Origin of the sequence: Streptomyces sp. NPDC057307 (assembly GCF_042667665.1) — a bacterium.
Classification (GTDB): Bacteria; Actinomycetota; Actinomycetes; order Streptomycetales; family Streptomycetaceae; genus Streptomyces.
This window is the reverse complement of sequence record NZ_JBHUZM010000030.1, coordinates 1-23,080: the sequence shown is the minus strand read 5'-3', so window position 1 is coordinate 23,080 and position 23,080 is coordinate 1. Positions and strand designations below refer to the sequence as shown.

Sequence of the window (23,080 nt, the reverse complement as noted above, 5' to 3'; positions counted from 1 at the left end):
CCGCCGACAGCACAGACAGGGCTGATTCCAGTGTCCGACTCACTGGCCGGCCGTATGGGGACCTCCTCCGGGGTGTCCCCATACGGCCAGCAAGGGTCATCCGCAAATCTCGCCGACATTCTTGAGCGTGTCCTGGACAAGGGCATCGTCATCGCCGGCGACATCCAGATCAATCTGCTCGACATCGAACTGCTCACCATCAAGCTGAGGCTGCTGGTCGCGTCCGTGGACAAGGCCAAGGAGATGGGCATCGACTGGTGGGAGCACGACCCCTCGCTCTCCTCCCGTGCCAGGTCCGCGCAATCGGGGAACGGCGCCCACAGCTCCAACGGCTCGTCCTCGGTCGAGGCCGCCTCCGAGCCACTGGCGCTGGAGAACGCACAACTACGCGCCGAGCTGGCCGAGTTGCGCGCGGCGGTGGCAGACAAGGAGAAGCCGTGAGCAGCACCGACGCGAACTCCACGGTCCCGCCGATGAGCTACGTCTACGCGGTCACCCGCGGTGGGGCGGCGCTGGACTCCGCCCTGTCCTGCCGTGCCGGGCTGCACGACGGGTTGTTGCGGACCGTACCGGCCGGAGATCTCGTGGCCCTGGTGTCGTCGGTGCCTCATGAAGCCTTCGGTACGGATGGTCTTCGGGCCCAGATGGAGGACATGAAGCAGCTCGAAGTGCTGGCCCGTACACATCACGCCGTGGTCGAGGCCGCCTACGAGAGCGCGACCGTCCTGCCCATGCGGCTCGCCACGGTCTATCTGGATGACGCGCGGGTGAGCGAGATGCTCGCCGAACGGGCCGTGGAGTTCGGAGACTTGCTCTCCCGGCTCGAAGGTCACGTCGAGCTGGGTGTCAAGGTCTACGCCGACCCACGCGAGGCGGCCATGGCGGACACGGCCGACACGGCGGGGAGCGAACCCGAGGCCACCGGCCCGGGGCGCGCGTACCTGCGACAGCGCCGCGCGCAGCGCCGCAACCACCGCGACACCTACCAGGCGGCGGGGGCGGTCGCGGCCGAGATCGCCACCCGGGTGGGAGCGATCGCCCGCGCCCGGCTGGCGCACCGGCCCCAGCAGGGAGACCTCGCTCCGGACGCCGGCGAGAACATCGCCAACGACGCCTATCTGGTGGAAGCGTCACGCGAGGCCGAGTTCCGTGCGGCGCTCGCCGGGCTCTCCGACGATGTTCCGGGCGTACGCGTCGAGATCACCGGCCCCTGGGCGCCGTACTCCTTCGCGACACCGCTGCCGGCGGAGGACGGTGAACGACGGTGAACGGCGAACTGAACGAGGCCCTGCCGACCGTCGGGTTCGCCGAGACGCGAGACCGAAGGCCGCCAGGCGGTCTGGACGGCCCGGACGATTCCATCGAATCCCTTGCCGGACGGCAGGTGGCGCTCATCGATCTGCTCGACCGGTTGCTGACCGGAGGGGCGGTCCTGACCGGGGATCTCGTACTGTCCGTCGCCGATGTGGACCTCGTGCACATCAATCTGCGGGCGGTCATCCGCTCGATCACGCCCGACGGACCCGCCCCGTGGTGACGGACCGCAAGGGCCCGGCGCCGGGGACGCAGAAGGCGCCGGGGACGCAGAAGGAGACTCACGATGGCTGACACCACCCGCGGCGACGACTTGCAGGAGGTCGCAAGCGCGGCGGCACGGGCGTTCGATCTCGTACCGACGGGGCCGGACGACCCGGCGCCCCGCGACGGCATCGCACAGCGTCTCGCAACCGACCCGGACACGGTGGAACGAGACCTGATCAAACTGGTTCTCACCATCGTCGAATTGCTGCGTCAGCTCATGGAACGTACGGCGCTGCACCGGGTGGACCAGGGTGATCTCCGGGAGGACCAGGAAGAGCGCATCGGTATGACGCTGATGATTCTCCAGGACCGGATGACCGAACTCTGCGAGCGATACGACCTGACCATGGAAGATCTCAATCTGGATCTCGGTCCGCTGGGTTCCCTGCTGCCTCGCGATTCAGGCTGACTCACCCCGGGGTGTTTTGGGCCCCATCGAGCGGCAACACGAACGTCATGACTTCAGAGAGCGAAGCAAACAAGGACGCCAACGGTACGGCCGGAAAGGTGAACGCGACCGCCAAGTCCGCCACCACCAAGGGACGGCAGACAGCGAAGCGCGCCGCCGCCCCCGCCAGAAAGACCGCCAAGACCGCGGAGAGCCGCGCGAAGACAGGCTCGGCCGTCGCGGCCTCGAAGGCCAAGGAGTCGGGGCGAGCCGCCGAGAAGTCCGTGGAGAGCGGGGTGCGTTCGGCGGGGGACGCCACCAAGCGTGCCGGCCAGGCAGCCGCCACCGGCTGGGAGAGCGGACAGCAGGCCGTCCTCGCCACAGCGGGCAAGGCGGTCGCCACAGCCACCACCGCCTGGACCGTCATCAAGCACCGCAAGGCCATAGCGGCGGGCGCCGCGGCGGGAGTCGTCGGCTTGGCGGGCGGTGCCTTCGCCCTGGGCCGCCAGACGGCCAAGCCGCACGGAGGTCCCTTCACCCGTCTGACGGGTGGCAGGCTCTGACCTCCGGACCGACGCCGGTCTGACCCGCTACTCCTCGTTCTCCCCCTCCTGGTCCTCGGGGCCGTCGTCTCCCGCCTCGTCCTCTTCTTCTTCCATGGCCTCTTCGTGCGTACGGACGACCTCGCCGTCGCGGATCTCCCCACGCCACGCCTCAGGCTCCTCGTCGGTGAGCGTCACATAGCGCTGGAAGTTCTTGAAGTCGAGCCGCAGACGGCGGCCTTGAGCTCGCCAGATGTTCCCGGTCTTCTCGAAGAAACCGGACGGGTAGTACTCGACCACCAGCACGATCCTGGTCAGGTTCGGCGCCATCTCATGGAAACTGACCGCCCCTTGGGTCGTGCCCTTCGAGCCCTCGGACGTCCATACGATGCGGTCGTCCGGAATCTGCTCCAGGACGGTCGCCTCGAAGGTGCGGGACGACGGGCCCACCTTGGTCTTCCAGTTGGTGGTCGTGTCGTCGTCGCCCTTCGACACATTGCCGACGCCCTTGGTGAAGCTGCCGAACTTCTCGTACTCGGTCCAGTGGTCGTAGGCCGTTCTCAACGGCACTCCCACGTCGAGGACTTCGACGATGTTCGTCACCTTCACATCCCCGCTGCCCGGCCGACTGTCGCCACCCGTAAGGTCCTTGGCCTTGTCGACCACCGAGTCCTTCACGGACTTCGCCTTCTCGGAGACCATGGCTCCGACGGGTGATTCGCCGTGCAGGATGCGGGAGCCGATCGCGGGCAGCTGCCCGCCGTTCTCCGCGACATCTGTCAACTGCCCGGTCAGGTCGGTCAGTTTGTCGCCCACCCGTTCAACGGCGCGCCCTACTTGCGCGCTGACGTAGTGGGAGAGCTCCTCACGCAGCCGACCCGCGTTCGAGGTCGCCGCCGTGGCGGTGTCCTCCTTCGTACTGGCCCTGGCCATACCGAGTCACCTCCGACGGCTGGAACGGGAAGAGGTGGTCTTCTTCGCCGCCCGCTTCGTGGGCGCGGTCTTCTTCGCCGCTGTCTTCTTGGCCGGAGCCTTTTTCGCGGGAGCCTTCTGCTTGGGCGCCGACCGGGTACCACGGCGTTCGGGAGCGGCCTTGCGCCGGCGGGCGGGTGCCGGTTCCCCTTCCTCGTCGGATTCGTCCTCGTCGGATTCGTCCTCGTTCTCCAGCTCCTCCTCTTCCGGCTCCTCTTCCTCGTCTTCCGGCTCCTCCTCCGAATCGTCGGAATCCTCGGGGGCCTGGTCCTCGTCGTCTTCTTCGTCCGCGTCGTCTGCCTTGCGGCTGATGCTCGCCGTACGGCCGCTGATGGCATCGGCCAGCGAGCCGATGCCACGGTCGGTGACCGCCGACAGCGCGCCTCGCACGGCTTGGAAGCCCTGCTCGCGGACCTGTTCCTGCACCTCCGCGACCTGCGGTACGTCCGCCAGGCGGCGGGCTCCCTCGGCGGCCAGTTCCTTGGGGCCGAACCCCAGACCTCTCCCGGCCACGACGGTCGCCACCGTCAGCGCGAGCCGGCCCTTCTTCGTCCGGCCCAGGACATAACCCCCGAGTACGGCACTTGCGAGAGCGAGTTTTGTCTGTTCTTCCATGAGTCAGCCACCTTCGCCAGGTTCTCGCCGTTCGGTCGGCACCCGCGGTCCGGCCGTCTTCCGTTCCGTCGTCGAGGCGAAGCGGCCTGTTACCGGGCGCGGGACGAACCGCCGCTGTCGTCGTCGTTGTCGTCCGACCCCGGTACGTGCACGTCCAGGACGTCGATGTTGATCTCGGCGACATCGAGCCCGGTCATGCTCTCGACCGCGTCGGCGACCCCCGACCGGATGTCGTCGGTGGTCCGGGTGATCGGATATCCGTACTCCACCACCACGCTCACATCGACGGCCGCCTCCTTCTCGCCGACCTCCACGCGAACACCGCGCGTGACGTCATCGGATCGGCCCATCTTGTCCCTGGCGGCTCCCAGAGTCCGAGAGATACCACCGCCCATCGCGTACACCCCGGAGGCGTCACGGGTCGCGATACCGGCAATGGAGGCCACTACCGAGTCCGCGATCGTCGTCGTTCCCTTGACCTCACCGTGGTGGTGGTGGCCGTTCGACATTGCTTTTGATGTGGCTTCGTTCACTGTCATGACCGACCCATCTTCCTGAAGAGAGCTTCCGGAGACTCCTTCTCTCTTTCGGACGAAGCGAAGGAGCGGAGGAAAGTGCCACAGTCGGCAGAGTTTTTACTCGGACGCCTGCGCCCCCGTTCCACTGTGCTCCGCGCATCCGCGTAACGCCATTCGGGTGAGTGTTCCACCGCCCCGTGCGGACACATGCGAGTTCCGGTATCGCCCTACGGCCTTGCGAATTGGGGGGTTCCGGCGCCGCACATCAGTGGAGAATCAGCGTTTGTACGAGTCGCGGCGCCGGGCCGTCCGCGCGCCCCGGTCCTTCCTCGTCGCCGGGGCGCCACGCCGCCCCGAACCGCCGTCATCCACGGGCTTCCGAGTGGGCCTGCGTACGGCGTCGGCCTTCCCGGCGGCGCCCTTCGCGGCCTGCCCGGCACCGGTCGCCGTCCTGCCGACGCTCTCACCGGCACTGCGACCGGCATCTTCGACCGTGTCGCCGGCGCTCTGCCCGACATCTTCAACGGCACCACCGGCGCCTTGGCCAACATCGTTGACGGCGCCTCCAGCCCCCTCGCCCACGTCCTCGACGGCGCCTCCAGCGCCTTCACCTACATCCTCGACCGCGCCTCCAGCGCCTTCACCTACGTCCTCGACGGCGGCTCCAGCCCCTTCGCCGACATCTTCAACCGCTTCGCCCGCACCGTGGCCCACGTCCTCCACCGCCGCCCCGGCACCCCGGCCCACGCTCTCCGCAGCATCCCCCGTGCCCCTGCCGATCTCCTTGACGGCGTCCCCCGCGCCCGTGCCGACCTCCTCGACCGCCTGCCCCACACTTCTGGTCAGCTGCTCCAGAATCTCCGGGTTCCGGTCGATTGTCGTCAATACGCGGTTGACAATTGTCGCGACGTTGTGGAGGCGGACTTTCAGCTGTGCCTGCGCCTCAACCCCCTTGATATCCAGCTCCACCTTGCCGAGCGCGACATCCGCGCCCACATTCAGCTTGAGCAAATCGAGGACCTCGGCCTTCAGAGACACATGGGCCCGCAGGTCCTGCACATCCAGATGGATCTCGTCGATATTGAGCACCGGAACGTCGAGAAACACATCCGGTGGCCCTTGGTCGACCACGTCCCCCTCGGCGTAGTCGTCCGGTTCCGCATCGACGACTTCCGCGTCCTCGGTATTCCCTGTTTCGAGCTCTTCCTCGTCCTGGCCGTTGTCGCTCTCGCGCATACGACACATCCTCACTGGGCATGGCCCCGCACTTCCCAGTGTCGGGCGCCTGCGCCGTCCCCGCAATTGTCCATTCACGGCCGCCATGGTCATTGCCGAGCAGGGGCCGCAACTTCACCTGCCACTTCGCCAACGCTGCCCCGCACTCGCGGAAACAAATCCGCGCCCGCTCGGCGTCGAGGCTGAGGTTCCCCGACCGGGTGTTGGCGCGTGATGACGACGGGGTTCGACAGGGGGCGCGGCTCCTCGCTCACTCGCCCTCTTCCCGAGGGACGGAGAAGGCGCCCCCGGCAGCGGCCAGGACTGCGGCCTTCGCGGCCCGTTCCGGGAGGCGCGGGTCCGGATCGGCGCGCAGGAGCACCAACTGGTGGTAGAGCGGCGCCGTGGCGGCGATCAGCAGGCCCCGCGCGTCCGTGTGCCGTGCGGGGAGTTCGCCGCGCGCGACGGCGCGCTCGACAAGGATCTCGCACTGGGCGTACCGGTCCGTCCACAGCCGCGTCTGAGCCCGCGCGGCCTGTTCGGAGTGGAACGAGGCGGCCATCAGGGCGAGGGCGAACGACGGTTGTACGACCAGGGACTCCTGGATCTCCTGGTTGAGGGCCGTCAGGTCGCCGCGCAGCGAGCCGGTGTCCGGCGGCCGCCAGCCCATCTCGCCGGCGGCGTCGATGACATCGACGATCAGGCCGCCGACATCGCGCCAGCGCCGGTAGACCGTGGCGCGGTGCACTCCGGCCCGCGTCGCGACAGCCTCCATCGTGAGCCCTTCGTGACCGCTTTCGGTGAGCTCGGCGCGTACCGCGTCGAGAACCTGGGCGCGGATACGGGCGGTGCGACCGCCCGGACGGCGGTCCGACGTCGTGTCCAGTGGCGTGTCCAGCGGGTCTGTCATCGGCAATCGGTATCCGGTTGATCGAGGCGGCAGGGCTGTGCCAGCATCTTAACGCGACAGTTGTCGCTATACGCCCACCGGAGAGGAACCGCCTCCGCGATGCCGCCCGTTCCCGCCGACCCCACCGTGCTCCACCCGATGCCCGCGCACCCGCGCGTGGTGCTGCTCAAGCCGCTGGTGAAGTCACCGCTGATCGACGTCGGCGACTTCTCCTACTACGACGACCCGGACGACCCGACCGCGTTCGAGACGCGCAACGTTCTCTACCACTACGGTCCCGAGCGGCTCGTCATCGGCAAGTACTGCGCGCTGGGCACGGGCACCCGGTTCATCATGAACGGCGCCAACCACCGCATGGACGGTCCTTCGACCTTCCCGTTCCCCACCATGGGGGGCTCCTGGGCGGAGCACTTCGACCTGATCACCGACCTGCCCGGCCGGGGCGACACGGTCGTCGGCAACGACGTGTGGTTCGGCCACGGCGCCACGGTCATGCCCGGTGTACGCATCGGTCACGGCGCGATCATCGCCGCCGGGGCCGTGGTCACCGGCGACGTCCCCGACTACGGCATCGTCGGCGGCAACCCCGCCCGGCTCATCCGCACCCGCTACGACGCCGCGGACATCGCCAGGCTCCTCGCCGTGGCGTGGTGGGACTGGCCCGTGCGGGACATCACCCGGCACGTACGGACGATCATGTCGGGAACGGTCGCCGACATGGAGAAGGCCGCCACGCAGATGAAACAGCCCTGACGCCGCGCCCTCGCGGGGCACCGGGTCCTCCTCTGTCCGGACGAGGCCATCAGATCGTCCCGCCGGCGCGCTGTACGCCTCACCCGCCGGGTCTTCGATTCGCGCCACTCGCCTCGGCGTCGTACACACGAGTCATAAGGAGGACACGACGGGCGTGACCGCGACAGCGGCTCCCATCACCCCGCCTCCCAGGGAGGCCGGGCGAAACCGATGAGGCGCGCCGTCGCTTCCGCCGACTCCGCCACATCATCCAGACAGGAGAGCGACATGGCATCCGTACTGATCACCGGCGCGTCCAGGGGTATCGGCAGGGCTATCGCGATCGAACTTGCCGCGCGTGGCCACCGGGTTGTCGCCACTGCCCGCCGGCCCGAAGACCTCGACGATCTCCCTGTCGACCAGCGTCTGCGCCTGGACGTCACCGATCAGGAAAGTGTCGATGAGGCTGTCCGGGAGGCAGGGGAGATCGACGTGCTCGTCAGCAATGCGGGCGCGACGATCCGGGCGCCCCTGGAGAGCGTGCCCATGTCCGAGGTCGAGGCACTCTTCCAGCTCAACGCTTTCGGCCCTTTGCGTGTGGTGCAGGGGGTGCTGCCCGCCATGCGTGAACGCGGCGCGGGCCGGCTGGTCTTCGTGTCCAGCATTCAGGGCCGGTTGGTTGTGCCGATCATCGGTCCGTACGCGGCCAGCAAGTGGGCGATGGAGGCGTTCGCGGAGACGCTGGCTGTCGAGGCGGGTCACTTCGGTGTCAGGGTGAGCATCCTTCAGCCGAGCACTGTCTCCTCCGGCGGGGCCGAGCGTGCCAAGTCCTTCTTCGGGGAGAACGACCCCTACACGCCGTTGTTCAAGCAGTTCGGCCCTCTGCGTGGCACGTCGATCTTCGAGCCCGTCACTCCTGAGGAAGTGGCCGCCGCGGTCGCGGACACCATCGAGCAGCCCGATCCTCCGCTGCGCGTTCCGGTGGGCGCGCCCGCCAGGACCGCCCTGGAGGCCCGCAAGGCGGCACCCGAGGACGCTCCCTTCGTTCCCCTCACACTCGACTGGTAGCCGCTGCCCAGCTGCGTGCGGCGGACGGATCCGGTCGCTCTCCGAAGAGGTTCACCGGCCGAGGTGGCCGAGGGCGGCCGGATGGTCGGGCAGGGTCACGGTGCTGCTGACTCTCTCTCCCAGCTTGAGCATTCCGTTCAGGAACAGGGGTCGGGACAGCAGGGCGTTGCGGAGACGAATGCCGGTGGCGGTGCCGGGGGCGAGGAATTTTCCGGTACGGTCGCCGCCCGCCTGGCAGCCCTTGGCGTACTTGCGGAGCCTGGTTTCGTACCGCGTGAACGCCGTCCGATGGTCGCCGTCGGCTCGGGCGAGTTCGCCGGCCAGCACATAGGCGGCGACTACCGCGGTCCCCGAGCCCATGCCGCCGATGGTGGCCCCGCAGGCGGCGTCGCCGACGAGACACACCCGCCCCGTCGACCAGGTGTCCACGTCCGCCCGGCTGATGGAGTCGAAGTACAGGTCGGGGGCCTGGTGCAGGGAGGCGAGCAGGCGGGGCACCTCCCAGCCGAGTCCGGAGAAGGCGTCGTCGATCAGACGCTTCTGCTGGTCGAGATCGTGGCGGTCGTAGGACAGTTCCGGCGAGGCGAAGGCGAAGAACGCCCCTGCCTGGGCCGGGTCCCGGTGGTCGGCGCCGACGGAGGCGAGCCGCCCCGGCACGTTGTATCCGACCGAACCCTTGTGTCCGGCCGATCCCCTCGGCAGGCCCAGATCAGTGGGCAGCCGCCAGGTGGCGGCGTAGTACCCGAGGTGGCTCACGTAGTCCTCCTCCGGGCCGAAGGCGAGACGACGGACGTTGGAGTGCAGTCCGTCCGCGCCGATGACCAGGTCGAAGTCGCGTGAGACTCCGCGTTGGAAGTCGACCCGTACGCCGGAGGGCGTCTCGGTCAGGTGGGTGATCGAGTCGCCGAAGACGTACTCGGTGCGGGGGAGGCTGTGCTCGTACAGCACCGCGGCCAGGTCGCCGCGCAGCACCTCTATCTCGCCCCCGGCGAACTCGGCCGGCAGGTGCAGCAGTGTCCGGCCGCGTTCGTCGACGAAGCGCATCGGGCTGCCGCCGGTCTGGAGTTCGCGCAGTGCGGGGAGCAGGCCCATGCGCTCCAGCACGGTCAGGTGGGTCTCGCCGCGGAAGTCGACGGCCTGGCCTCCGTGGCGCAGGGCGGGGGCCAGTTCGACGACGGTGGGCTCGAAGCCGAGGCGCCCCAGCCAGAAGGCCAGCGCGGGGCCGGCGATGCTCGCGCCGGAGATGAGGACGTTCTTGGTCACGACATTTCCTCCACCGAGAAACTGTGTCCTAGGGACACTATTGATTAATGTGTACCGTAGACGCAGTTGTCTCGGCAAGGGGCAGGGGCAGGGGCAAAGGGCGGGTTCACGGCGCTGGGCGCGGGGCGGGCAGGAGAAGTGACCGACATGGATGGCGAGCACGCCGAGCTGGTGCGGCTGCTGTGGGGCCCACACCCCAAGCCCGCGCGGGGCCCCCGACCGACGCTCGACCTGGACCGCATCGCGCGGGCGGGGATCGAGATCGCCGACTCGGAGGGGCTGGGCGAGGTGTCCATGCAGCGCGTCGCCGCGCGGCTGGGCGTGACGAAGATGGCGCTGTACCGGTACGTGCCGGGCAAGGCGGAGCTGGTCGCGCTGATGGTGGAGACCGCGATCGGCCCCTGCCCGCCGCCGGAGGAGGGGCGGTCCGTCGGCTGGCGGGAGCAACTGGAGCAATGGGCGCGCCAGTTGCTCACCCTGTTTCTTGAGCACTCCTGGGTGCTGGCCGCCACGGTCGGCCCGCGGGTCCAGGGGCCGGGGGAACTGTCCTGGCTGGAGCGCGCCGTCTCCGCGCTGGACGGCACGGGGCTGAGCGGTGCCGAACGCATGGACGCTGCCGTCCTGTTGGTCGGTCACGTACGGGGCATCACCCAACAGGCCCACGCGGCAGGCGGTCCCGCCGGTAATCCGGAGGCACAACTGGGCGCCATCCTGGGCGACTTGATGACGTCGCACGGTGAGCAGTTCCCCGCACTCACGGCGGCCTTCGCGTCGGCGGTCGAGTCCGACGGTCAAGATCAGGCGTGGGAGTTCGGCCTGCAACGCATCCTGGACGGATTGGCCGCACTCATCGACCGGCGGCGTGTCGGCTAGCGGAGTGAGGGCTGACCGCGGCCCGGATCACGTCCTCCCGGTGGGAGGGTGCTCAGGTTTCACGGACGAAGTGCGCACAGTCCGCACATTCATCCAGATAGCGATGCCGGCACTCGACGGTGTGCTCCAAGAAGGTGATGGCCTGCCGTCTACGGGTGACCTCACTTTCGAGTGCGGCGATCTTCGCCCTCACGACTGCCTGTGCGGCCCGCTTCTTCGGCGCCATGGCCGCGACCACTTCCGGCAACGAGAGCCCGACGCTCCGCAGCTTCAGCACGGCGCGCGCCTGCTCCAGGGCCTTGTCGTCGTAGACGCGGTAGCCGTTGCCGTCGCGACGCACGGTGAGCGCGCCCACATCCTCCCAGTGCCGCAGTACATGAGCGTCGATGCCCAGCTCTGCTGCGACTGCTCCGATCGTCCGCATCACACGCGCCTTGCCTTCATGTCGACCTGAACCCCTAGCGTCTCGATCATGCCTGACACCACTCGCCCCACCGGCACCCGTAACAGTCGCAGTCCCAGTCCCAGTCGCGGTCACAGTGACAGTCGCAGTCCATCGATCCTGGTCACCGGCGCGACCGGCAACCTCGGCCGTGCAGTCGTCCACCGCCTCCAGGCGCACGGAGCGCGCGTACGGTGCCTCGTGCGCCACCGCGCCGGTCCGAGCTCGGCGGCCGAGTCGGTGGTCGGTGACCTCACGGACCCCACGGCCGTCCGCGCCGCGCTCGTGGGTGTCGACGCCGTCTTTCTCATCTGGCCACTGCTCGACTCCGCCCCCGCCCACGGACTGGTCGCGGAACTCGCCGCGACGGCGCCCCGTGTTGTCCACGTGTCCTCGACAGCCATCCGTGACGAGGCGGCCCGGCAGAGCGACCCCATCGTTCAGGTGCACGCCGACATGGAAGCCCTGCTCCGTGGCGCCGGGCTGCGCCCCGTGGTGCTGCGCAGTGACACCCTGGCTTCCAACGCCCATGGCTGGGCTGCGCAGTTACGGGCGGGCGATGTGGTCGCGGGCCGGGACGTCGCGCGTACGGCCGTCGTCGACGAACGCGACGTCGCCGATGCGGCGGTGGCCGTACTGCTCGCGCCGCACCACGACCAACTGGACTTCGGTCCGTACGTGTTGACCGGACCCGAGGTGCTCGGTCGCGCCGACCAGGTCGCGCGACTCGGAGCCGTACTCCGGCGCGATCTGACCTTCGAGCCACTGTCGGCGGATCTCGCCCGATCACGCATGCTGGCCGACGGTCGTCCTGAGCGACTGGTGGAGGCACTGCTGGCCGCCTCGCTGCGCCGACCGGAATCGCACCGCATCACCGATCATGTCGAGCGCCTCATTGGCCGACCGGCGGGCACCTTCGCGAGGTGGGCCGTCGACCACGTGGCCGACTTCGGCTGAGGGCGAGGGCCGGTGTCCCCGTCATGAAGGTGATTCGGTGGGCTGTTCCGAGGGCCGCTCCGAAGACTGCTCCGAAGACTGCTCCGAGGGCGTGAGTGAGGGTGTGCCGGAGGGCGTGAACGAGGTCTCAGAACCGACCTCCGGAGGCGGATCCGACACCTCGCTCCCCGGTACACCGCTTTGCGAGGGTGCGAACGACGGGCGCTGCTGTTGCTGGTTCACGTCGCTGGACGAGATGGTCGTCCCGAGAACCAGCACACCGAGAACGACTGCCGTCGCCACCGACCCGATCAGTAGGGGCCAGACTCTCCGCAGGCGCGCGGGCGGAACAGGAGCGGAACCGCCGCCGCTCGCGCCTACCAGGGGTGCGTGTCCACCGCCGTCGTGGCCGGCCGCCCCGGGCACGGGAGCGGGAACCGGCGCGACGATGGGCGTGGCGCCCGTGGAGCCGGTGGAACCGGCCGACCTGGGGCCGAGCTCCGAGGCGACGATGTCCGCGGGCGGGCCCAGCCGCTTCAGTACGGCGCGGACCGCCTCGGCATGGACGAAGTCCGCCTCTTCCAGGCCGGCGTCTATGTGCTCGACGATCTCCTGTCTGAGTTCCGCGCGGCGTTCGTTCGTGAGGAACACGGAAGCGTTGTCGAGACGGCCCAGATACTCCTCGACGAGCCGATCTCCTGTTGAGGTCACTGCTGCTTCCTCTCGCTGTCCAGAAGGCTGTCGACGGTGGTCTTGAAGGTGCCCCACTCTCCCGCGAAGTCCGTCAACGCCGCGCGCCCCGTGGCCGTCAGCGTGTAGTAGCGGCGAGGTGGCCCGGTCTCGGACTCTTTCCAGACGGTGTTCACCCACCCCTCCTTCCGGAGCCGTGACAGCAGCGGGTAGATGGTGCCCTCGCTGGTCGCGAGCCCATGGGCGTCACACAACTCCCGTACCAGCTCGAAGGCGTACTTCTCGTGGTCGCGAAGAAGAGCCAGAACGCAGAACTGCAGGACCCCACGCCGGAGTTGGCTCACTCCGGAGTGTGCTCCACCAAGTACCATGCACCACAAGGTACCTGCCGAGGGACGTTACCGCCAGGCCGGGCTTCCGGAGCGGGCTTCCGGACCGCGCCCGGTCGCAAACGCCCCGCCCCATCACGCACTTGTGTCACAGATCATCGACAGCGCCAACCGAACAGGCGGGTTCCCCTGTCTTGCCGGGCGGAGGGCGGCCAGCCCCCGTCCGTTGCCTGCGTCAGCCGAGGAGACAGCTGCCATGTCCGAGACTTCAACTTCCTTGATCCGGCGCTTCCGTGGTCGGCCCATGGCGCTCGCCGCAGCCGGTACGGCGCTCGCCCTCGCCGCCCCGATCCCGGCGACGGCGTCGGCATCGGCGTCGGCCGCCGCGCCCGACCCGGTCTCGGTCCTGAAGTACACCGCCAAGGAGCGCAAGGAAGCTCTCGCCTACTGGACTACCGCCCGCATCAAGGCCGTTGGCAAGTCCGTGGACCTCGGCCCGAGCGGACCGAAGGCCAAGCCGTACAAGGGCGTCGCGCTGAAGACCGTGGGCCGGCTCTTCTTCGTCAACGCGAAAGGCGCCGACACCTGGTGCAGCGCCACCGCCGTGAAGAGCGCCAACCGCTCCGCGGTGATGACCGCCGCCCACTGTGTGCGGATGGGTTCCTCTCCCGGCAACACCAACACCACGATGGTGTTCATCCCCGGCTACCACAAGGGCAAGAAGCCGCACGTTGTCTTCGCGGTCCGCACCGCCGCGACCCCGCGCGCCTGGGTGAACGACTCCACCAACGACATGGCCGCGCTGGTCGTCGACCCCGACAAGAACGGCAAGAAGCTCACCGACGTCGTGGGCGGCCAGCCCATCGCCTTCAACCGCCCCGTCGGCGGCACCGTCTCCGCCCTCGGCTACTCCGCCACCAGCCCGCAGCGCGGCGAGGAACTCCTGCGCTGCGTCGGCAAGACGAAGAAGGAGCACGGCACGCAGGTCATCCCCTGCGACCTGACCGGCGGCTCCAGCGGCGGCCCCTGGCTGGCCGACTTCAGCGCCACCACCGGCAAGGGCACCCTGGTCTCGGTCAACGCCGCGCTGGACTCCCTGGTCCCGACGAAGATGTACGGCGAGGTGCTGGGGGCCACGGCCAAGAAGGTGTACGACCGCGCCCAGAACGGCTGAGGACTGTCCGGGCGGATTCGGCGGCCCTCAGGTGCGAAGTGCCCGAACTGCCAGCAGTAGCAGCCAGGTCCAGCCGATCGTGACCGAGACGCGCTGAATCAGACCGCCGTACGGGGACAGGCGCCCGCCGCTGGTGAACGCGGTGCTCGACTAGCCGGCCCAGCCCGGCGAGCCGGCCGGGGAAAGTACGAAACAGGCCGCGGCGAGGGCGAGGAATCCGACGGAAAAGAGGAGGTCGTGCAGCGCCCCCGCGCGGGTGTGGCGTTCGAGTTGGCCGGGCGTGCCGGGCGGGTACCCGCGTATCGGATCCGTCCTGAAGATGCCCGCCCCCAGCAGCCCGATCGCCCACACCCTGATCAGTGAGGCGCCCCAGCGGTACTCCTCCGCTCGCCACAACCCCACGGCGAAGGCCGACGACAGCAGGCCCGCGAGGACGAAGCCGACGGTCTGTACCCAGCCCGCCGGGCCGGTCTTACGTGAGCAGCCTGCCCAACCGGACGGCTTGCCGTTCGGCGGTTCCCGGTGGGTTGCGACGGCGCGCGGGGTCGTCGAAGGACAAGAGGAACAGCCATACGAGCGCGAGGAGCCTGCGACAGTCCCGGAGACGAACGCGTTCCTCTGCGGTCAGGTCGAACTCGGCCAGGAACGACACGACATCGAGGGGTACGGGCGCAAGCCCCGGCGCGTACCTCGCGAGCAGCCTCAACGCCTGCCACTCCCGCTCATTGCGCGCGGCGCTCGGCCCGGAACCGCTTGGTCGCCGAACGGGCCGCCACCGGAGAGCAGGCCGACGCGGCCCCGGCCGACGAAGACCCCTCCGCAGAGGAAGACCCGGCGGAAGAGACGTCGGCGGAGGACACCGAACTCGCGGTCGGTGACGGCTTCCGCCAGCCCGAGGCCGACCGGACCGGCTCCGTCAAGTAGCACTGCTCCAAGCAGCGTTCCTCGGCCGGCCCCGCCACGGCAGCTCCGTGCAAGGTTCTCGCAAGGGTCCGTCGAGCCTTCCGTCCCCCCTGCCGGGCATCCCTCGGTAGAAGGAAGTTCGTGGCACTCGGAAGAGAAGTCAACAGGGGGACGCCATGTCGGCGTTGAGCAGGACCGGATCGAGTAGTACCGGAGCGAGTACGACCGAAGCCAGCAGGTTCGAGACAGGCACCACCGAGACCGACACCACCGAGACCGACACCACCGAGACCGGCGCCATCGAAACAGCCGCCATCGAAACAGGCACGATCGAAGCGAACGTCGGTGAGTCACGGCAGTGGCTGACCCTGGTGGGGCGTAAGAAGATACTCGCGGTGATCCACACCGTGACGTACGGGAAACGACTTCTCGACGTCCTGTCGCTGCTGGAAGCCGACTTCCGGCTCCAGGTGCTCTTCACAGCCCCGCCGCACGCTTTCGGCGACGACGTGCCCGCCTTCCTCGCGCGGCTGGGGAGCGCCGTGCTGCCGTGGGAGCAGGCGACGCGCATGACCTTCGATCTCGCTCTCGCCGCGGGCCCACGCGGCGTGCAGTACATAGACGCGCCACTCATCACGCTGCCGCACGGGGCCAACTACCTGAAGCGGGTGGTCGGGGGAGCGAACGCGGGTGTGGCAGGGCTCCGCCGGCAGGATCTCCTGCCCGGTGGGCGGGTGCCGGCCGCCGTGGTGGTGCCGCACCACGCCGAACTGCGCGAATTGGCGCGCGAATGCCCGGAGTTGCTCCCACTGGCGCAGGTGATCGGTGATCCCGTACACGACCGGATCACCGCCAGCCTGCCGCTGCGCGCCGCGTACCGCCGCGCGCTCGGACTCGCCGAAGGACAGAAACTGGTGGTCGCGGTCTCCACCTGGGGTGCGCAGTCGTCGTTCGGCCGGTTCGACGCGCTGCTGCCGCGGCTGATCGGCGAACTGCCGACGACGCACTACCGTACGGCCCTGCTCGTGCACCCCAACGTCTGGGCGGGGCACGGCGCTTATCAGGTCAGGTCGTGGCTGGCACGATGCGGGCAACTGGGCATCGGGATCGTGCCGCCGGAGGCCGACTGGCGCAGCGTCCTGATCGCGGCGGACCGGATCATCGGTGACCACGGCTCGGCCACGCTCTACGGCACGCTCACCCAGGCGCCGATGCTGCTGGCCACCTCCCCGGAGCAGGAGATCAATCCGTCGTCGCCCGCCGCGGCCCTCGCGGCGCACGCGCCGACGCTGTCACCCACCCACCCGCTGGTGGACCAACTCGACTACGCGGCAAGGGAGTACCGGCCGGAGGAGTACGCCGCGATCGCGTCGCGCATCACCTCCGAGCCGGGACGGTTCAACCGGAACATGCGCAAGCTGATGTACGGGCTGCTGGGGATCGGCCAGCCCGCGCACGAGCCACTGACCGTCCCACTGCCGGAGCCGCCGCCGTTACCGCTGCTCATGCCCGCGTGGGCGCCGGAGCGCGGGGAGATGTCGGCGTGAAGCGGTTCGTCGTGGTCGAGGCGAGCCCCTTTCCCGATGTGCTGCGCGCGCGTTGCGCCGACGCGTCGTCCGGCGGGCGGCTGAGCGTACGGCTACGCCCCGCGGACCGTGTCCACGCTGCGTCGCCGGACATCCTCGAACACAGCGTCGTGGACGAGCACTTCGTCGTGGACGTGGACGCCTGCCGGGACGGCCGCCTGCTGGACTGCGCGGACGTACTGCAGGGCAGCCGGGCCGCGCACTCGGTCGCCGACGCGATGCGCCGCCTGACGGACCTCACCTCCGCCCACCCGGCGTGCGGTGTCGCCGCGATCCCCCTTACCGGTGTCGGAGGCGCGGGCGGCTGGGCCGTGGCCGCCGGCGGTGCCTCCGACCGGGCCGTGGCCCTCGTACCGTACGGGCCGTATCCCGCGTACGGCGAGCCGTCGTTGCTGCCGTCGTGCGTGCATGCCTGGCTGGTGGCAGGGCGCTCGCTGCGGGAATGGCCGTACGCCCGCAACGCACCGTCCAGCTGAGCGGCACAAGCCCACTCACACCGGGACCGGGCCGTCACCCACGGCCCGGTCCCACCTCGCCGAGCCGACGCGCGTCGGCGGGGCTCGTGGCCTCGAACAGCGCGAGGGCCCGCGTACGGAAATCCGCAGCGGCCGTCGTGTCGCCTTGCTCCGCCGCACTCTCGCCCAGCATTTCCAAGGTGCGCGCCTGCCAGAAGGCAGCTCCTGACCCGGTGAAGACGGCCAACGCCTCGTTCATCCTCGCCACGCCCTCCGCGTACGCCCCCGCTCGGACACCGGCGCGCCCCAGGAAGGCGAGGGCCCGCGCGGCGTCGTGCGGGTCGTTCACCGCCACCATCGCGGCATGGGCCCGGGTGAAGCAGTCGACCGCCTCGTCCGGCTCGCCCGCCGCGAGCGCGATCTCGCCGAGAGTGGTCCGGGCGAGAGCCGCGCCGCGCGGGTAACCGCAGCCCTCCCACACCTCGATCGCGCGGTTCAGGTAGGTGACGGCGTCGGCGGGCCGTCCGGCCTCACGGTGGCACGCGCCGAGGCCCAGCAGCGCCTGTCCCTCGTCCCGTACGTCCCCGGCGTCGCGCGCCGCCCGGAGGGAAGCCTGGTACCAGGCGGTCGCCTCCTCGGTGCGGCGGGCGGCGCCCAGACCGATGGCCCCCGAGTTGAGCATCTGGCGCTCGGCCGCCTTGTTCCCGGCCCGCCGGGCGGACTCCAGGCCGATCTCGTGGGCCGCGACCCAGTCAGTATAGTGTCTTAATCGTAAGAAAAGGGGCCACATCGCGTCCACCAGCATCCAACTCGTGTCGTGCCAGCCGTTGTTCGCCGCGAGACTTACGGCGCCCAGCAGTTGCGTCCGGTGCGAGTCGAGCCAGCCGAGCGCCGCCACGTCGTCCGCGAACGGCAGCGGCAGGTCCGGCCGGTGGTCGTAGGTCCTGGGAAGGGTGAACTGCACCGGGGTCAGGCGCTCTTGAGCCGCCGTCGCCGTGTACAGGCACCAGTCGCAGAATCGGCGCAGTGCCTCCTCGCGGGCGGCGTCCGTGTCGTCCTCCAGGGCACGGTCGTGCGCGTGGATCCGTACGAGATCATGGAAGCGGCAGCTCTCCGGGCCGACGTCCTCCACGAGATTCGCCTCGACCAGCTCGTCCAGTCGGCGCTCCGCCCAGTCCAGCGACTTGCCGCAGGACGCCGCGGCGATCATCGCGCCGAAGGTACGCACCGGGAGCAGACCGAGTGTCCTGTACAGGCGGGCGGTTTCCTCGCTCAGCACCGCGTACGACTCGTCCAGGGCCTTGTGCACGGAGGTCTCCCCTTCGACTTCGAGCGCGGCCAGCCGGCCTCCGCCCGCGTTCCGGGCGAGGGCGTCGGCAAGCGCCCCCACCGACTGTCTCGGCCGGGTCGCGAGCCGGGCGGACGCCAGGCACACCGCGAGCGGAAGGCCCGCGCAGAGGGCCACCAGGCGGCGGACCGCCGGGAGTTCACCCGCGACGCGGTCGGCCCCGATGCCGCGGCTGAGCAGTTCGACCCCGGCGGCCGGACCGAGCGCGTCGAGCTGGTGGAAGCCCGCTCCCTCCATGCGCAGGCCGGTCAGCCTGCGGCGACTGGTGACGACGACGAGTCCCCCCGGCCCGCCGAGCAGCAGCGGCCGGATCTGGGCGGCCGTGAAGGAGTTGTCCAGCATGACCGCGATCCGCAGGTCGGCGGTGAACGACCGCCACAGCGCGGCCAGTTCAACCGCGTCGGCGGACGGCGGACCGGCGCCCAGCGCTCGGAGGAACTGGCCGAGGATTTCTGCCGGTCCCACCGGCCCGCCCGCCGAGTGCCCACGCAGATCCGCGTACAACTGTCCGTCGGGATACTCGGAGCTGAGCGAGCGGAGCCATTTGGACACCAGGGTCGTCTTGCCGATTCCGGCCGGACCACTGACGACGATCAGTGGCATCCCGGTGTCACGAAGACCGTTCAGCGACGCGACATCCCCCTCCCGGTTGGTGAAGTGGGCCGGAACGGGCAGCAGTTGGCGCGGTGGCGCCGGTCGCTCGGGCGCGGCCGGCGCGGGGTGGAGATGAATGCCGCCGTGCACCTCACGGGCCTGGACAGTGGGTCCGTACAGTCTCGCCTCGCCACTGATCTCATTCCCATGAGGCCCTTGCGACGCCGTACTCGAATCACTCATCCATCCGCCCCCGCAGATCGATTGCCAATTACACGGACTGTTTCGGGTCCTACCCCGGCGCGACTTGGAATGACCATCAGGAATAAGAACGGATCGCGCCAACTATGGCAACGGTCTATGGCGGCATTCGCCGCACGGTGTCATGCTCGTGAGCCATCCGTCGGACCAGCGGGGGCGCTGGTGGAATTCCAGATTCTGGGGCCCGTGGGGCTTCGGCTGAACGGGAACTGGCTGAAGCTCGGATCGGACAAAGAGCGGGTGTTACTGGCCTCGCTCGCACTCGACGCGGGACGTCCTGTCGCGATCAGTGAGCTGATGGAACGACTCTGGGACGGCGACCCGCCGGATCGCGCCCGCGAGAACGCGCACACCTACGTCTCACGCATCCGCCGGCGCCTGAAGGCGGCCGGTACGGGACCGGGCGCGCCCAACATCGACGGCCGCGCGCACACCTACACCCTGCGCACCGCGCGGGACACCGTGGACCGGCAGCGCTTCCAGCGCTTCGTCGACGCGGCGTTCACCAGCGCGGGCGGCGACGAGCGCGTGGTCGAACTGCTTTCCCGCGCCGAGGAGTTGTGGCAGGGCGAGGCGCTCGCGGGGCTGCCCGGATTCTGGGCGGCGACCGTACGCAGAACGCTGGCGGAGACCCGGCTGAGCGCCAGTACGTCACGTATCGCCGCCGGACTGCGGCTGGGCCGCTTCGCCGAACAGCTGGGCGAGCTGTCCGCGTTGGTCGAGCAGCACCCCGGGGACGAGACGCTGCTCGGGCAGTTGATGCTCGCGTACTACGGCAGCGGCCGGTACGCGGACGCGCTCCGGGTCCACCAGCGGGCCCGGCAGTCGCTGATGGTGGAGTACGGGGCGGTCCCCGGGGTCGAGCTGAACACGATCCACCAGGGTGTGCTGGCCCGCGTACCGGCGCTGGAACTGGTGCACGGGGGTGGCGGTGGTACGGGACGAACGGCGTTGCCCGTCCGGGTGGTTGGGCCCGCGCCCGCGCCTGACGCGGCAGACCTGGCGCCGCCGCCGGGCGTGCCCCGGCCCGACGTGTCGCCACCCCGGAATCTGCCCCAGCAACCGTCGCTCGTGGGACGCCGGTCGGAGTTGCAGGCGCTGACCTCGATGATCGTCGACAAGGGCGCGCACGTCGGATCGGTCGTCTCGGTGGAGGCGGTCAGCGGCATGGCGGGGGTCGGCAAGACGGCCCTGGTCGTCGCCACCGCCCACCTGCTCGCGGAGAGATACCCCGAGGGCCAGCTCTACATCAACCTGCGCGGCCACTCACGTACCCAGGAGCCGCTCACTGCCAGGGCGGCGCTGGCGACCCTGCTGAGGCTGCTCGGCGCCCCGGCTTTCTCCATCCCGGCGGAGCTGGAGGGGCGTACGGCCCTGTGGCGGACCATGCTGGCCGAACGGCGGATGGTCATCGTCCTGGACGACGCGGCCGGAGCCGAACAGGTCGGCCCGCTGCTGCCGAGCGGGTCGCCGTCCCTCACGATCATCGCCAGCCGCCGCCATCTCACCGGTATCCCACAGGCGTTGTCGGTCCCGCTCGACGTCCTGTCGAAGGAGGACGCGATCACGCTCTTCCGCGGCTTCGCGGGCGAGGAGCGCACCCGCGACATCGCGGAGACCGGCCGGATCGTGAGCCTGTGCGGGTATCTGCCCCTCGCGATTGAGCTGGTGGCGCATCGATTCCGGGCCCGTATGTCCTGGACACTGGGCGTGCTCGCCGAGCGCCTCGCCCGAAGTCCCGGACGGCTCGCGGAAATTCGCACCGCCGATCAAGAGCATGAAATGACCCGGGCGTTCGCGCTGTCCTATCGGACGCTCACCGCGCTGCAACGGACCGCGTTCCGCCGCCTCGGGCTGCATCCAGGACCCGATTTCACCGCCGACGCGGCAGCGGCCCTGCTGGGCCTGCCGCTGGACGCGACGGAGCGATTACTCGAAGGTCTGCTGGCCTGCCACCTGCTCCGAGAGCCCGTACCGGACCGCTATCGCTACCACGATCTGTTGCGCGAATATGCCTACGGGCTATGCAATTCGGAGGACAGTGAGCAGGAGCGACGGCAGGCCGTCGCCCGCCTGACGGATTTCTACGTCACGACAGCCGGTCTTGCGGACCGAAAGGCATATCCCCGACGCATACAGCCGACCCCGTCGGCCCCGCCGCTGTCGACGCCACCGCCTGCCCTGCCGGACGCGACAGCCGCCCGGTCCTGGCTCGCCGCGGAACGCGGCAACCTCTTGGCGGTCGAAGACCACGCCCGGCGCGACGGCGCCCCCGAGCGCGCGGCCCAACTCGCCTGCGCACTGGGTGGGTTCCTTCTGGCCGAGTGCTACTGGCAGGACGCCAAGAAGCTCCTGCGGTACGCCGTCGCCCACTGGGACCGGACGAACGACAACGAGCCGGCGCTCTGCCGCGCGCTGATCGACCTGTGCGCGGCGGAGGCGAGCGTCGGGAGTTACGCGGAGGCGGCGGAGGCGGGGGAGCGGGCGCTGGACCTCGCGCGCACATTGGGCGACGACCCCGCGGAGGCCGAGGCGCTGCGCGTGCTCGGCACGCTGAACTGGCATCTCGGCGAGAATCGCAAGGCTCTCGTCCTGCTCCAGAAATCCCTCGCCGTAAAATCGCTCTCGGGCGACATCTGGGACAAGGCGCGCAGCCGGAACAATATCGCGGTGACTCTGCTGTTCCTCGGTGAACGCGGTCGGGCGCTTGAGCATTTTCGCGGGGCTCTCACGGGTTTCAGGGCGGCGGGTGATGAGACCTCGTCCGCCAAGACGCTGAACAATATTGGTGAATTGCAGATGCAGGCCGGAGAGCTGGAATCGGCCCGCTGTTCTTTCGAGGAGTCCATCTCTTTTCTGGAAGCTGCCGGAAGCCGATACGACCGTGCGACGGTACGGAGAAATCTTGCCCAGGTCTTCGCGGAATCGGGCGAATTCTCTGCGGCTCTCGTCCTGTTCGGTGAGACGCTTTCGGAGTTCCGGTCCCTCGGCGACAGGAAGAGCCAGGCCGAGGCTCTGGTCGGGATCGGTGAGGCCCACTGGCGGCTGGGGGACGGAGACGCGTCCGTCCGGTACTGCTTCGAAGGGCTGACGATCGCGCAGGAGATAGGGGCGGCCCGACACGAGGTTCAGGCCCTTCGCTGCCTCGGGCGCGCCGACTTCGCCGCCGGGCGTCTCGCCGAGGCGACGGACCGTCTCCGGGCGGCCGTTGTCGTCGCCGCCCGCACCGACGACCTCGATGAGGAATCGGCCGCGCGGATGCTGCTCGCGGAGGTGCGCCTCGCTGCGGGAGATGTCAATGAAGCGCGCATGACATTGCGTCAAGCATTTGAATTGGTCCGGCATCGAGGCAATGTTGATGCGCGTAGAATCTTTCGCCGCCTGAATGACGTCGAACGCTTGGGTGAGGCTGAATCGGATGGGCGTTCTACGGTGCACGACGAATAGGGTGAGGGGTGGAACACGAGTTCGGTTGTGTGAGGTAACCTGCCTTCCTGACTAACAAGATCAACAGTCCTGGAAGGAACCTTCGAAGTGAGCAAGATCCTGGCGGTCAACACCCTCGAATTTTTGGCCGTCTTGGTACAGAACGGCTGCATCATGATCTGAGGCAGCCCACCGGTTGAGACCGGGGCCCGCCGGGGTGGCCGTCAGGCCACCCGGCGGGGCCCCCCACCAAGCGGGG

Annotated in this window: 24 protein-coding genes and 2 pseudogenes; 14 read left to right on the top strand and 12 right to left on the bottom strand. The window is 69.3% G+C overall.

The genetic code is table 11. From position 1 onward, the window contains the following. Nucleotides 1-30 precede the first annotated feature (30 nt). The 5 genes from ACFUN8_RS14210 to ACFUN8_RS14190 all read left to right on the top strand — a co-directional run bounded on the left by ACFUN8_RS14210 (nt 31) and on the right by ACFUN8_RS14190 (nt 2,532). A complete protein-coding gene (locus ACFUN8_RS14210; protein WP_383635888.1) occupies nt 31-441 on the top strand; it encodes a gas vesicle protein in 411 nt (136 codons plus the stop codon). Beyond that, nucleotides 438-1,268, top strand: a complete 831-nt coding sequence (locus tag ACFUN8_RS14205; RefSeq protein WP_383635885.1) for a GvpL/GvpF family gas vesicle protein — start codon at nt 438-440, stop codon at nt 1,266-1,268. The genes ACFUN8_RS14210 and ACFUN8_RS14205 overlap by 4 nt, the downstream gene beginning before the upstream one ends. Before the next feature lie 71 nt (nt 1,269-1,339). Beyond that, nucleotides 1,340-1,537: a gas vesicle protein gene (locus ACFUN8_RS14200; RefSeq protein WP_383636032.1), complete on the top strand. Its 198-nt coding sequence runs from the start codon at nt 1,340-1,342 to the stop codon at nt 1,535-1,537. A 63-nt stretch (nt 1,538-1,600) separates the two neighbouring features. Then, nucleotides 1,601-1,990 (top strand): gas vesicle protein K, encoded by a 390-nt coding sequence (locus ACFUN8_RS14195; protein WP_383635882.1) that lies wholly within the window; start codon nt 1,601-1,603, stop codon nt 1,988-1,990. A 47-nt stretch (nt 1,991-2,037) separates the two neighbouring features. Beyond that, nucleotides 2,038-2,532 (top strand): hypothetical protein, encoded by a 495-nt coding sequence (locus ACFUN8_RS14190; protein WP_383635879.1) that lies wholly within the window; start codon nt 2,038-2,040, stop codon nt 2,530-2,532. 30 nt (nt 2,533-2,562) lie between these two features. On the opposite strand, the pseudogene ACFUN8_RS14185 reads toward ACFUN8_RS14190, so the two are convergent. The 5 genes and pseudogenes from ACFUN8_RS14185 to ACFUN8_RS14165 form a co-directional block, all read right to left on the bottom strand. After that, nucleotides 2,563-3,444, bottom strand: a pseudogene (locus ACFUN8_RS14185) (SRPBCC family protein); the annotation flags it as partial. 6 nt (nt 3,445-3,450) lie between these two features. Beyond that, nucleotides 3,451-4,098 carry a histone protein gene (locus tag ACFUN8_RS14180; protein WP_383635876.1) on the bottom strand — a complete coding sequence of 216 codons (648 nt, stop codon included), beginning with the start codon at nt 4,096-4,098 and terminating at the stop codon, nt 3,451-3,453. Nucleotides 4,099-4,187: 89 nt separating this feature from the next. Beyond that, nucleotides 4,188-4,637 (bottom strand): Asp23/Gls24 family envelope stress response protein, encoded by a 450-nt coding sequence (locus ACFUN8_RS14175; protein ID WP_383635873.1) that lies wholly within the window; start codon nt 4,635-4,637, stop codon nt 4,188-4,190. 255 nt (nt 4,638-4,892) lie between these two features. After that, nucleotides 4,893-5,852 carry a hypothetical protein gene (locus ACFUN8_RS14170; protein WP_383635870.1) on the bottom strand — a complete coding sequence of 320 codons (960 nt, stop codon included), beginning with the start codon at nt 5,850-5,852 and terminating at the stop codon, nt 4,893-4,895. A gap of 250 nt (nt 5,853-6,102) precedes the next feature. Then, the gene (locus ACFUN8_RS14165) at nt 6,103-6,741 is read right to left on the bottom strand and encodes a TetR/AcrR family transcriptional regulator (protein WP_383635867.1); all 639 of its coding nucleotides are present in this window, start codon (nt 6,739-6,741) and stop codon (nt 6,103-6,105) included. A 99-nt stretch (nt 6,742-6,840) separates the two neighbouring features. Here ACFUN8_RS14165 and ACFUN8_RS14160 point away from each other — a divergent pair, with 99 nt between their 5' ends. Together ACFUN8_RS14160 and ACFUN8_RS14155 are read left to right on the top strand one after the other, a co-directional pair. After that, a complete protein-coding gene (locus ACFUN8_RS14160) occupies nt 6,841-7,494 on the top strand; it encodes a CatB-related O-acetyltransferase (protein ID WP_383635864.1) in 654 nt (217 codons plus the stop codon). Between the two features lie 267 nt (nt 7,495-7,761). Then, nucleotides 7,762-8,541: an SDR family oxidoreductase gene (locus tag ACFUN8_RS14155; RefSeq protein ID WP_383635861.1), complete on the top strand. Its 780-nt coding sequence runs from the start codon at nt 7,762-7,764 to the stop codon at nt 8,539-8,541. A gap of 51 nt (nt 8,542-8,592) precedes the next feature. Here ACFUN8_RS14155 and ACFUN8_RS14150 read toward each other — a convergent pair whose 3' ends face one another. Next, a complete protein-coding gene (locus ACFUN8_RS14150; RefSeq protein WP_383635858.1) occupies nt 8,593-9,804 on the bottom strand; it encodes an FAD-dependent monooxygenase in 1,212 nt (403 codons plus the stop codon). 147 nt (nt 9,805-9,951) lie between these two features. Between ACFUN8_RS14150 and ACFUN8_RS14145 the strand changes: the two genes are divergently transcribed. Then, complete coding sequence (locus tag ACFUN8_RS14145; protein WP_383636029.1) at nt 9,952-10,677, top strand: TetR/AcrR family transcriptional regulator; 726 nt, start codon at nt 9,952-9,954, stop codon at nt 10,675-10,677. Between the two features lie 52 nt (nt 10,678-10,729). Here ACFUN8_RS14145 and ACFUN8_RS14140 read toward each other — a convergent pair whose 3' ends face one another. Then, a complete protein-coding gene (locus tag ACFUN8_RS14140; RefSeq protein WP_383635855.1) occupies nt 10,730-11,101 on the bottom strand; it encodes a MerR family transcriptional regulator in 372 nt (123 codons plus the stop codon). A 48-nt stretch (nt 11,102-11,149) separates the two neighbouring features. On the opposite strand from ACFUN8_RS14140, the gene ACFUN8_RS14135 reads away from it, so the two are divergent. Continuing rightward, complete coding sequence (locus ACFUN8_RS14135) at nt 11,150-12,076, top strand: NAD(P)H-binding protein (protein ID WP_383635852.1); 927 nt, start codon at nt 11,150-11,152, stop codon at nt 12,074-12,076. Nucleotides 12,077-12,097: 21 nt separating this feature from the next. Here the strand turns inward: ACFUN8_RS14135 and ACFUN8_RS14130 are convergent, their stop codons facing one another. Both ACFUN8_RS14130 and ACFUN8_RS14125 read right to left on the bottom strand, forming a co-directional pair. Next, a complete protein-coding gene (locus ACFUN8_RS14130) occupies nt 12,098-12,766 on the bottom strand; it encodes an HAAS signaling domain-containing protein (protein ID WP_383635849.1) in 669 nt (222 codons plus the stop codon). After that, complete coding sequence (locus ACFUN8_RS14125) at nt 12,763-13,116, bottom strand: PadR family transcriptional regulator (protein ID WP_383635846.1); 354 nt, start codon at nt 13,114-13,116, stop codon at nt 12,763-12,765. Before ACFUN8_RS14125 ends, ACFUN8_RS14130 begins: the two co-directional genes overlap by 4 nt. Nucleotides 13,117-13,330: 214 nt before the next feature. On the opposite strand from ACFUN8_RS14125, the gene ACFUN8_RS14120 reads away from it, so the two are divergent. Further along, nucleotides 13,331-14,248, top strand: a complete 918-nt coding sequence (locus ACFUN8_RS14120; protein WP_383635843.1) for a trypsin-like serine peptidase — start codon at nt 13,331-13,333, stop codon at nt 14,246-14,248. A gap of 150 nt (nt 14,249-14,398) precedes the next feature. Here ACFUN8_RS14120 and ACFUN8_RS14115 read toward each other — a convergent pair. Beyond that, nucleotides 14,399-14,707, bottom strand: a pseudogene (locus ACFUN8_RS14115) (DUF998 domain-containing protein); the annotation flags it as partial. Nucleotides 14,708-14,720: 13 nt separating this feature from the next. Next, a complete protein-coding gene (locus tag ACFUN8_RS14110) occupies nt 14,721-14,954 on the bottom strand; it encodes a hypothetical protein (protein ID WP_383635840.1) in 234 nt (77 codons plus the stop codon). A 47-nt stretch (nt 14,955-15,001) separates the two neighbouring features. On the opposite strand from ACFUN8_RS14110, the gene ACFUN8_RS14105 reads away from it, so the two are divergent. From ACFUN8_RS14105 to ACFUN8_RS14095, 3 genes are all read left to right on the top strand, one after another. Beyond that, on the top strand, nt 15,002-15,172 hold the full coding sequence (locus ACFUN8_RS14105; protein WP_383635837.1) for a hypothetical protein: 171 nt from the start codon (nt 15,002-15,004) through the stop codon (nt 15,170-15,172). Nucleotides 15,173-15,522: 350 nt separating this feature from the next. Beyond that, nucleotides 15,523-16,698 carry a hypothetical protein gene (locus ACFUN8_RS14100; protein ID WP_383636026.1) on the top strand — a complete coding sequence of 392 codons (1,176 nt, stop codon included), beginning with the start codon at nt 15,523-15,525 and terminating at the stop codon, nt 16,696-16,698. Then, nucleotides 16,695-17,213: a hypothetical protein gene (locus ACFUN8_RS14095; RefSeq protein WP_383635834.1), complete on the top strand. Its 519-nt coding sequence runs from the start codon at nt 16,695-16,697 to the stop codon at nt 17,211-17,213. The genes ACFUN8_RS14100 and ACFUN8_RS14095 overlap by 4 nt, the downstream gene beginning before the upstream one ends. A gap of 34 nt (nt 17,214-17,247) precedes the next feature. Here ACFUN8_RS14095 and ACFUN8_RS14090 read toward each other — a convergent pair whose 3' ends face one another. Next, the gene (locus ACFUN8_RS14090) at nt 17,248-19,377 is read right to left on the bottom strand and encodes a tetratricopeptide repeat protein (RefSeq protein ID WP_383635831.1); all 2,130 of its coding nucleotides are present in this window, start codon (nt 19,375-19,377) and stop codon (nt 17,248-17,250) included. A 180-nt stretch (nt 19,378-19,557) separates the two neighbouring features. On the opposite strand from ACFUN8_RS14090, the gene ACFUN8_RS14085 reads away from it, so the two are divergent. Continuing rightward, nucleotides 19,558-22,842, top strand: a complete 3,285-nt coding sequence (locus ACFUN8_RS14085; RefSeq protein ID WP_383635828.1) for a BTAD domain-containing putative transcriptional regulator — start codon at nt 19,558-19,560, stop codon at nt 22,840-22,842. Nucleotides 22,843-23,080 lie beyond the last annotated feature (238 nt).

Bases quoted from the DNA above. Each gene is read 5' to 3' on its own strand.
- ACFUN8_RS14195 (WP_383635882.1), top strand. From the start codon at position 1,601: ATGGCTGACACCACCCGCGGCGACGACTTGCAGGAGGTCGCAAGCGCG.
- ACFUN8_RS14190 (WP_383635879.1), top strand. From the start codon at position 2,038: ATGACTTCAGAGAGCGAAGCAAACAAGGACGCCAACGGTACGGCCGGA.
- ACFUN8_RS14180 (WP_383635876.1), bottom strand. From the start codon at position 4,098: ATGGAAGAACAGACAAAACTCGCTCTCGCAAGTGCCGTACTCGGGGGT.
- ACFUN8_RS14175 (WP_383635873.1), bottom strand. From the start codon at position 4,637: ATGACAGTGAACGAAGCCACATCAAAAGCAATGTCGAACGGCCACCAC.
- ACFUN8_RS14170 (WP_383635870.1), bottom strand. From the start codon at position 5,852: ATGCGCGAGAGCGACAACGGCCAGGACGAGGAAGAGCTCGAAACAGGG.
- ACFUN8_RS14165 (WP_383635867.1), bottom strand. From the start codon at position 6,741: ATGACAGACCCGCTGGACACGCCACTGGACACGACGTCGGACCGCCGT.
- ACFUN8_RS14160 (WP_383635864.1), top strand. From the start codon at position 6,841: ATGCCGCCCGTTCCCGCCGACCCCACCGTGCTCCACCCGATGCCCGCG.
- ACFUN8_RS14155 (WP_383635861.1), top strand. From the start codon at position 7,762: ATGGCATCCGTACTGATCACCGGCGCGTCCAGGGGTATCGGCAGGGCT.
- ACFUN8_RS14145 (WP_383636029.1), top strand. From the start codon at position 9,952: ATGGATGGCGAGCACGCCGAGCTGGTGCGGCTGCTGTGGGGCCCACAC.
- ACFUN8_RS14140 (WP_383635855.1), bottom strand. From the start codon at position 11,101: ATGCGGACGATCGGAGCAGTCGCAGCAGAGCTGGGCATCGACGCTCAT.
- ACFUN8_RS14135 (WP_383635852.1), top strand. From the start codon at position 11,150: ATGCCTGACACCACTCGCCCCACCGGCACCCGTAACAGTCGCAGTCCC.
- ACFUN8_RS14125 (WP_383635846.1), bottom strand. From the start codon at position 13,116: ATGGTACTTGGTGGAGCACACTCCGGAGTGAGCCAACTCCGGCGTGGG.
- ACFUN8_RS14120 (WP_383635843.1), top strand. From the start codon at position 13,331: ATGTCCGAGACTTCAACTTCCTTGATCCGGCGCTTCCGTGGTCGGCCC.
- ACFUN8_RS14090 (WP_383635831.1), bottom strand. From the start codon at position 19,377: ATGAGTGATTCGAGTACGGCGTCGCAAGGGCCTCATGGGAATGAGATC.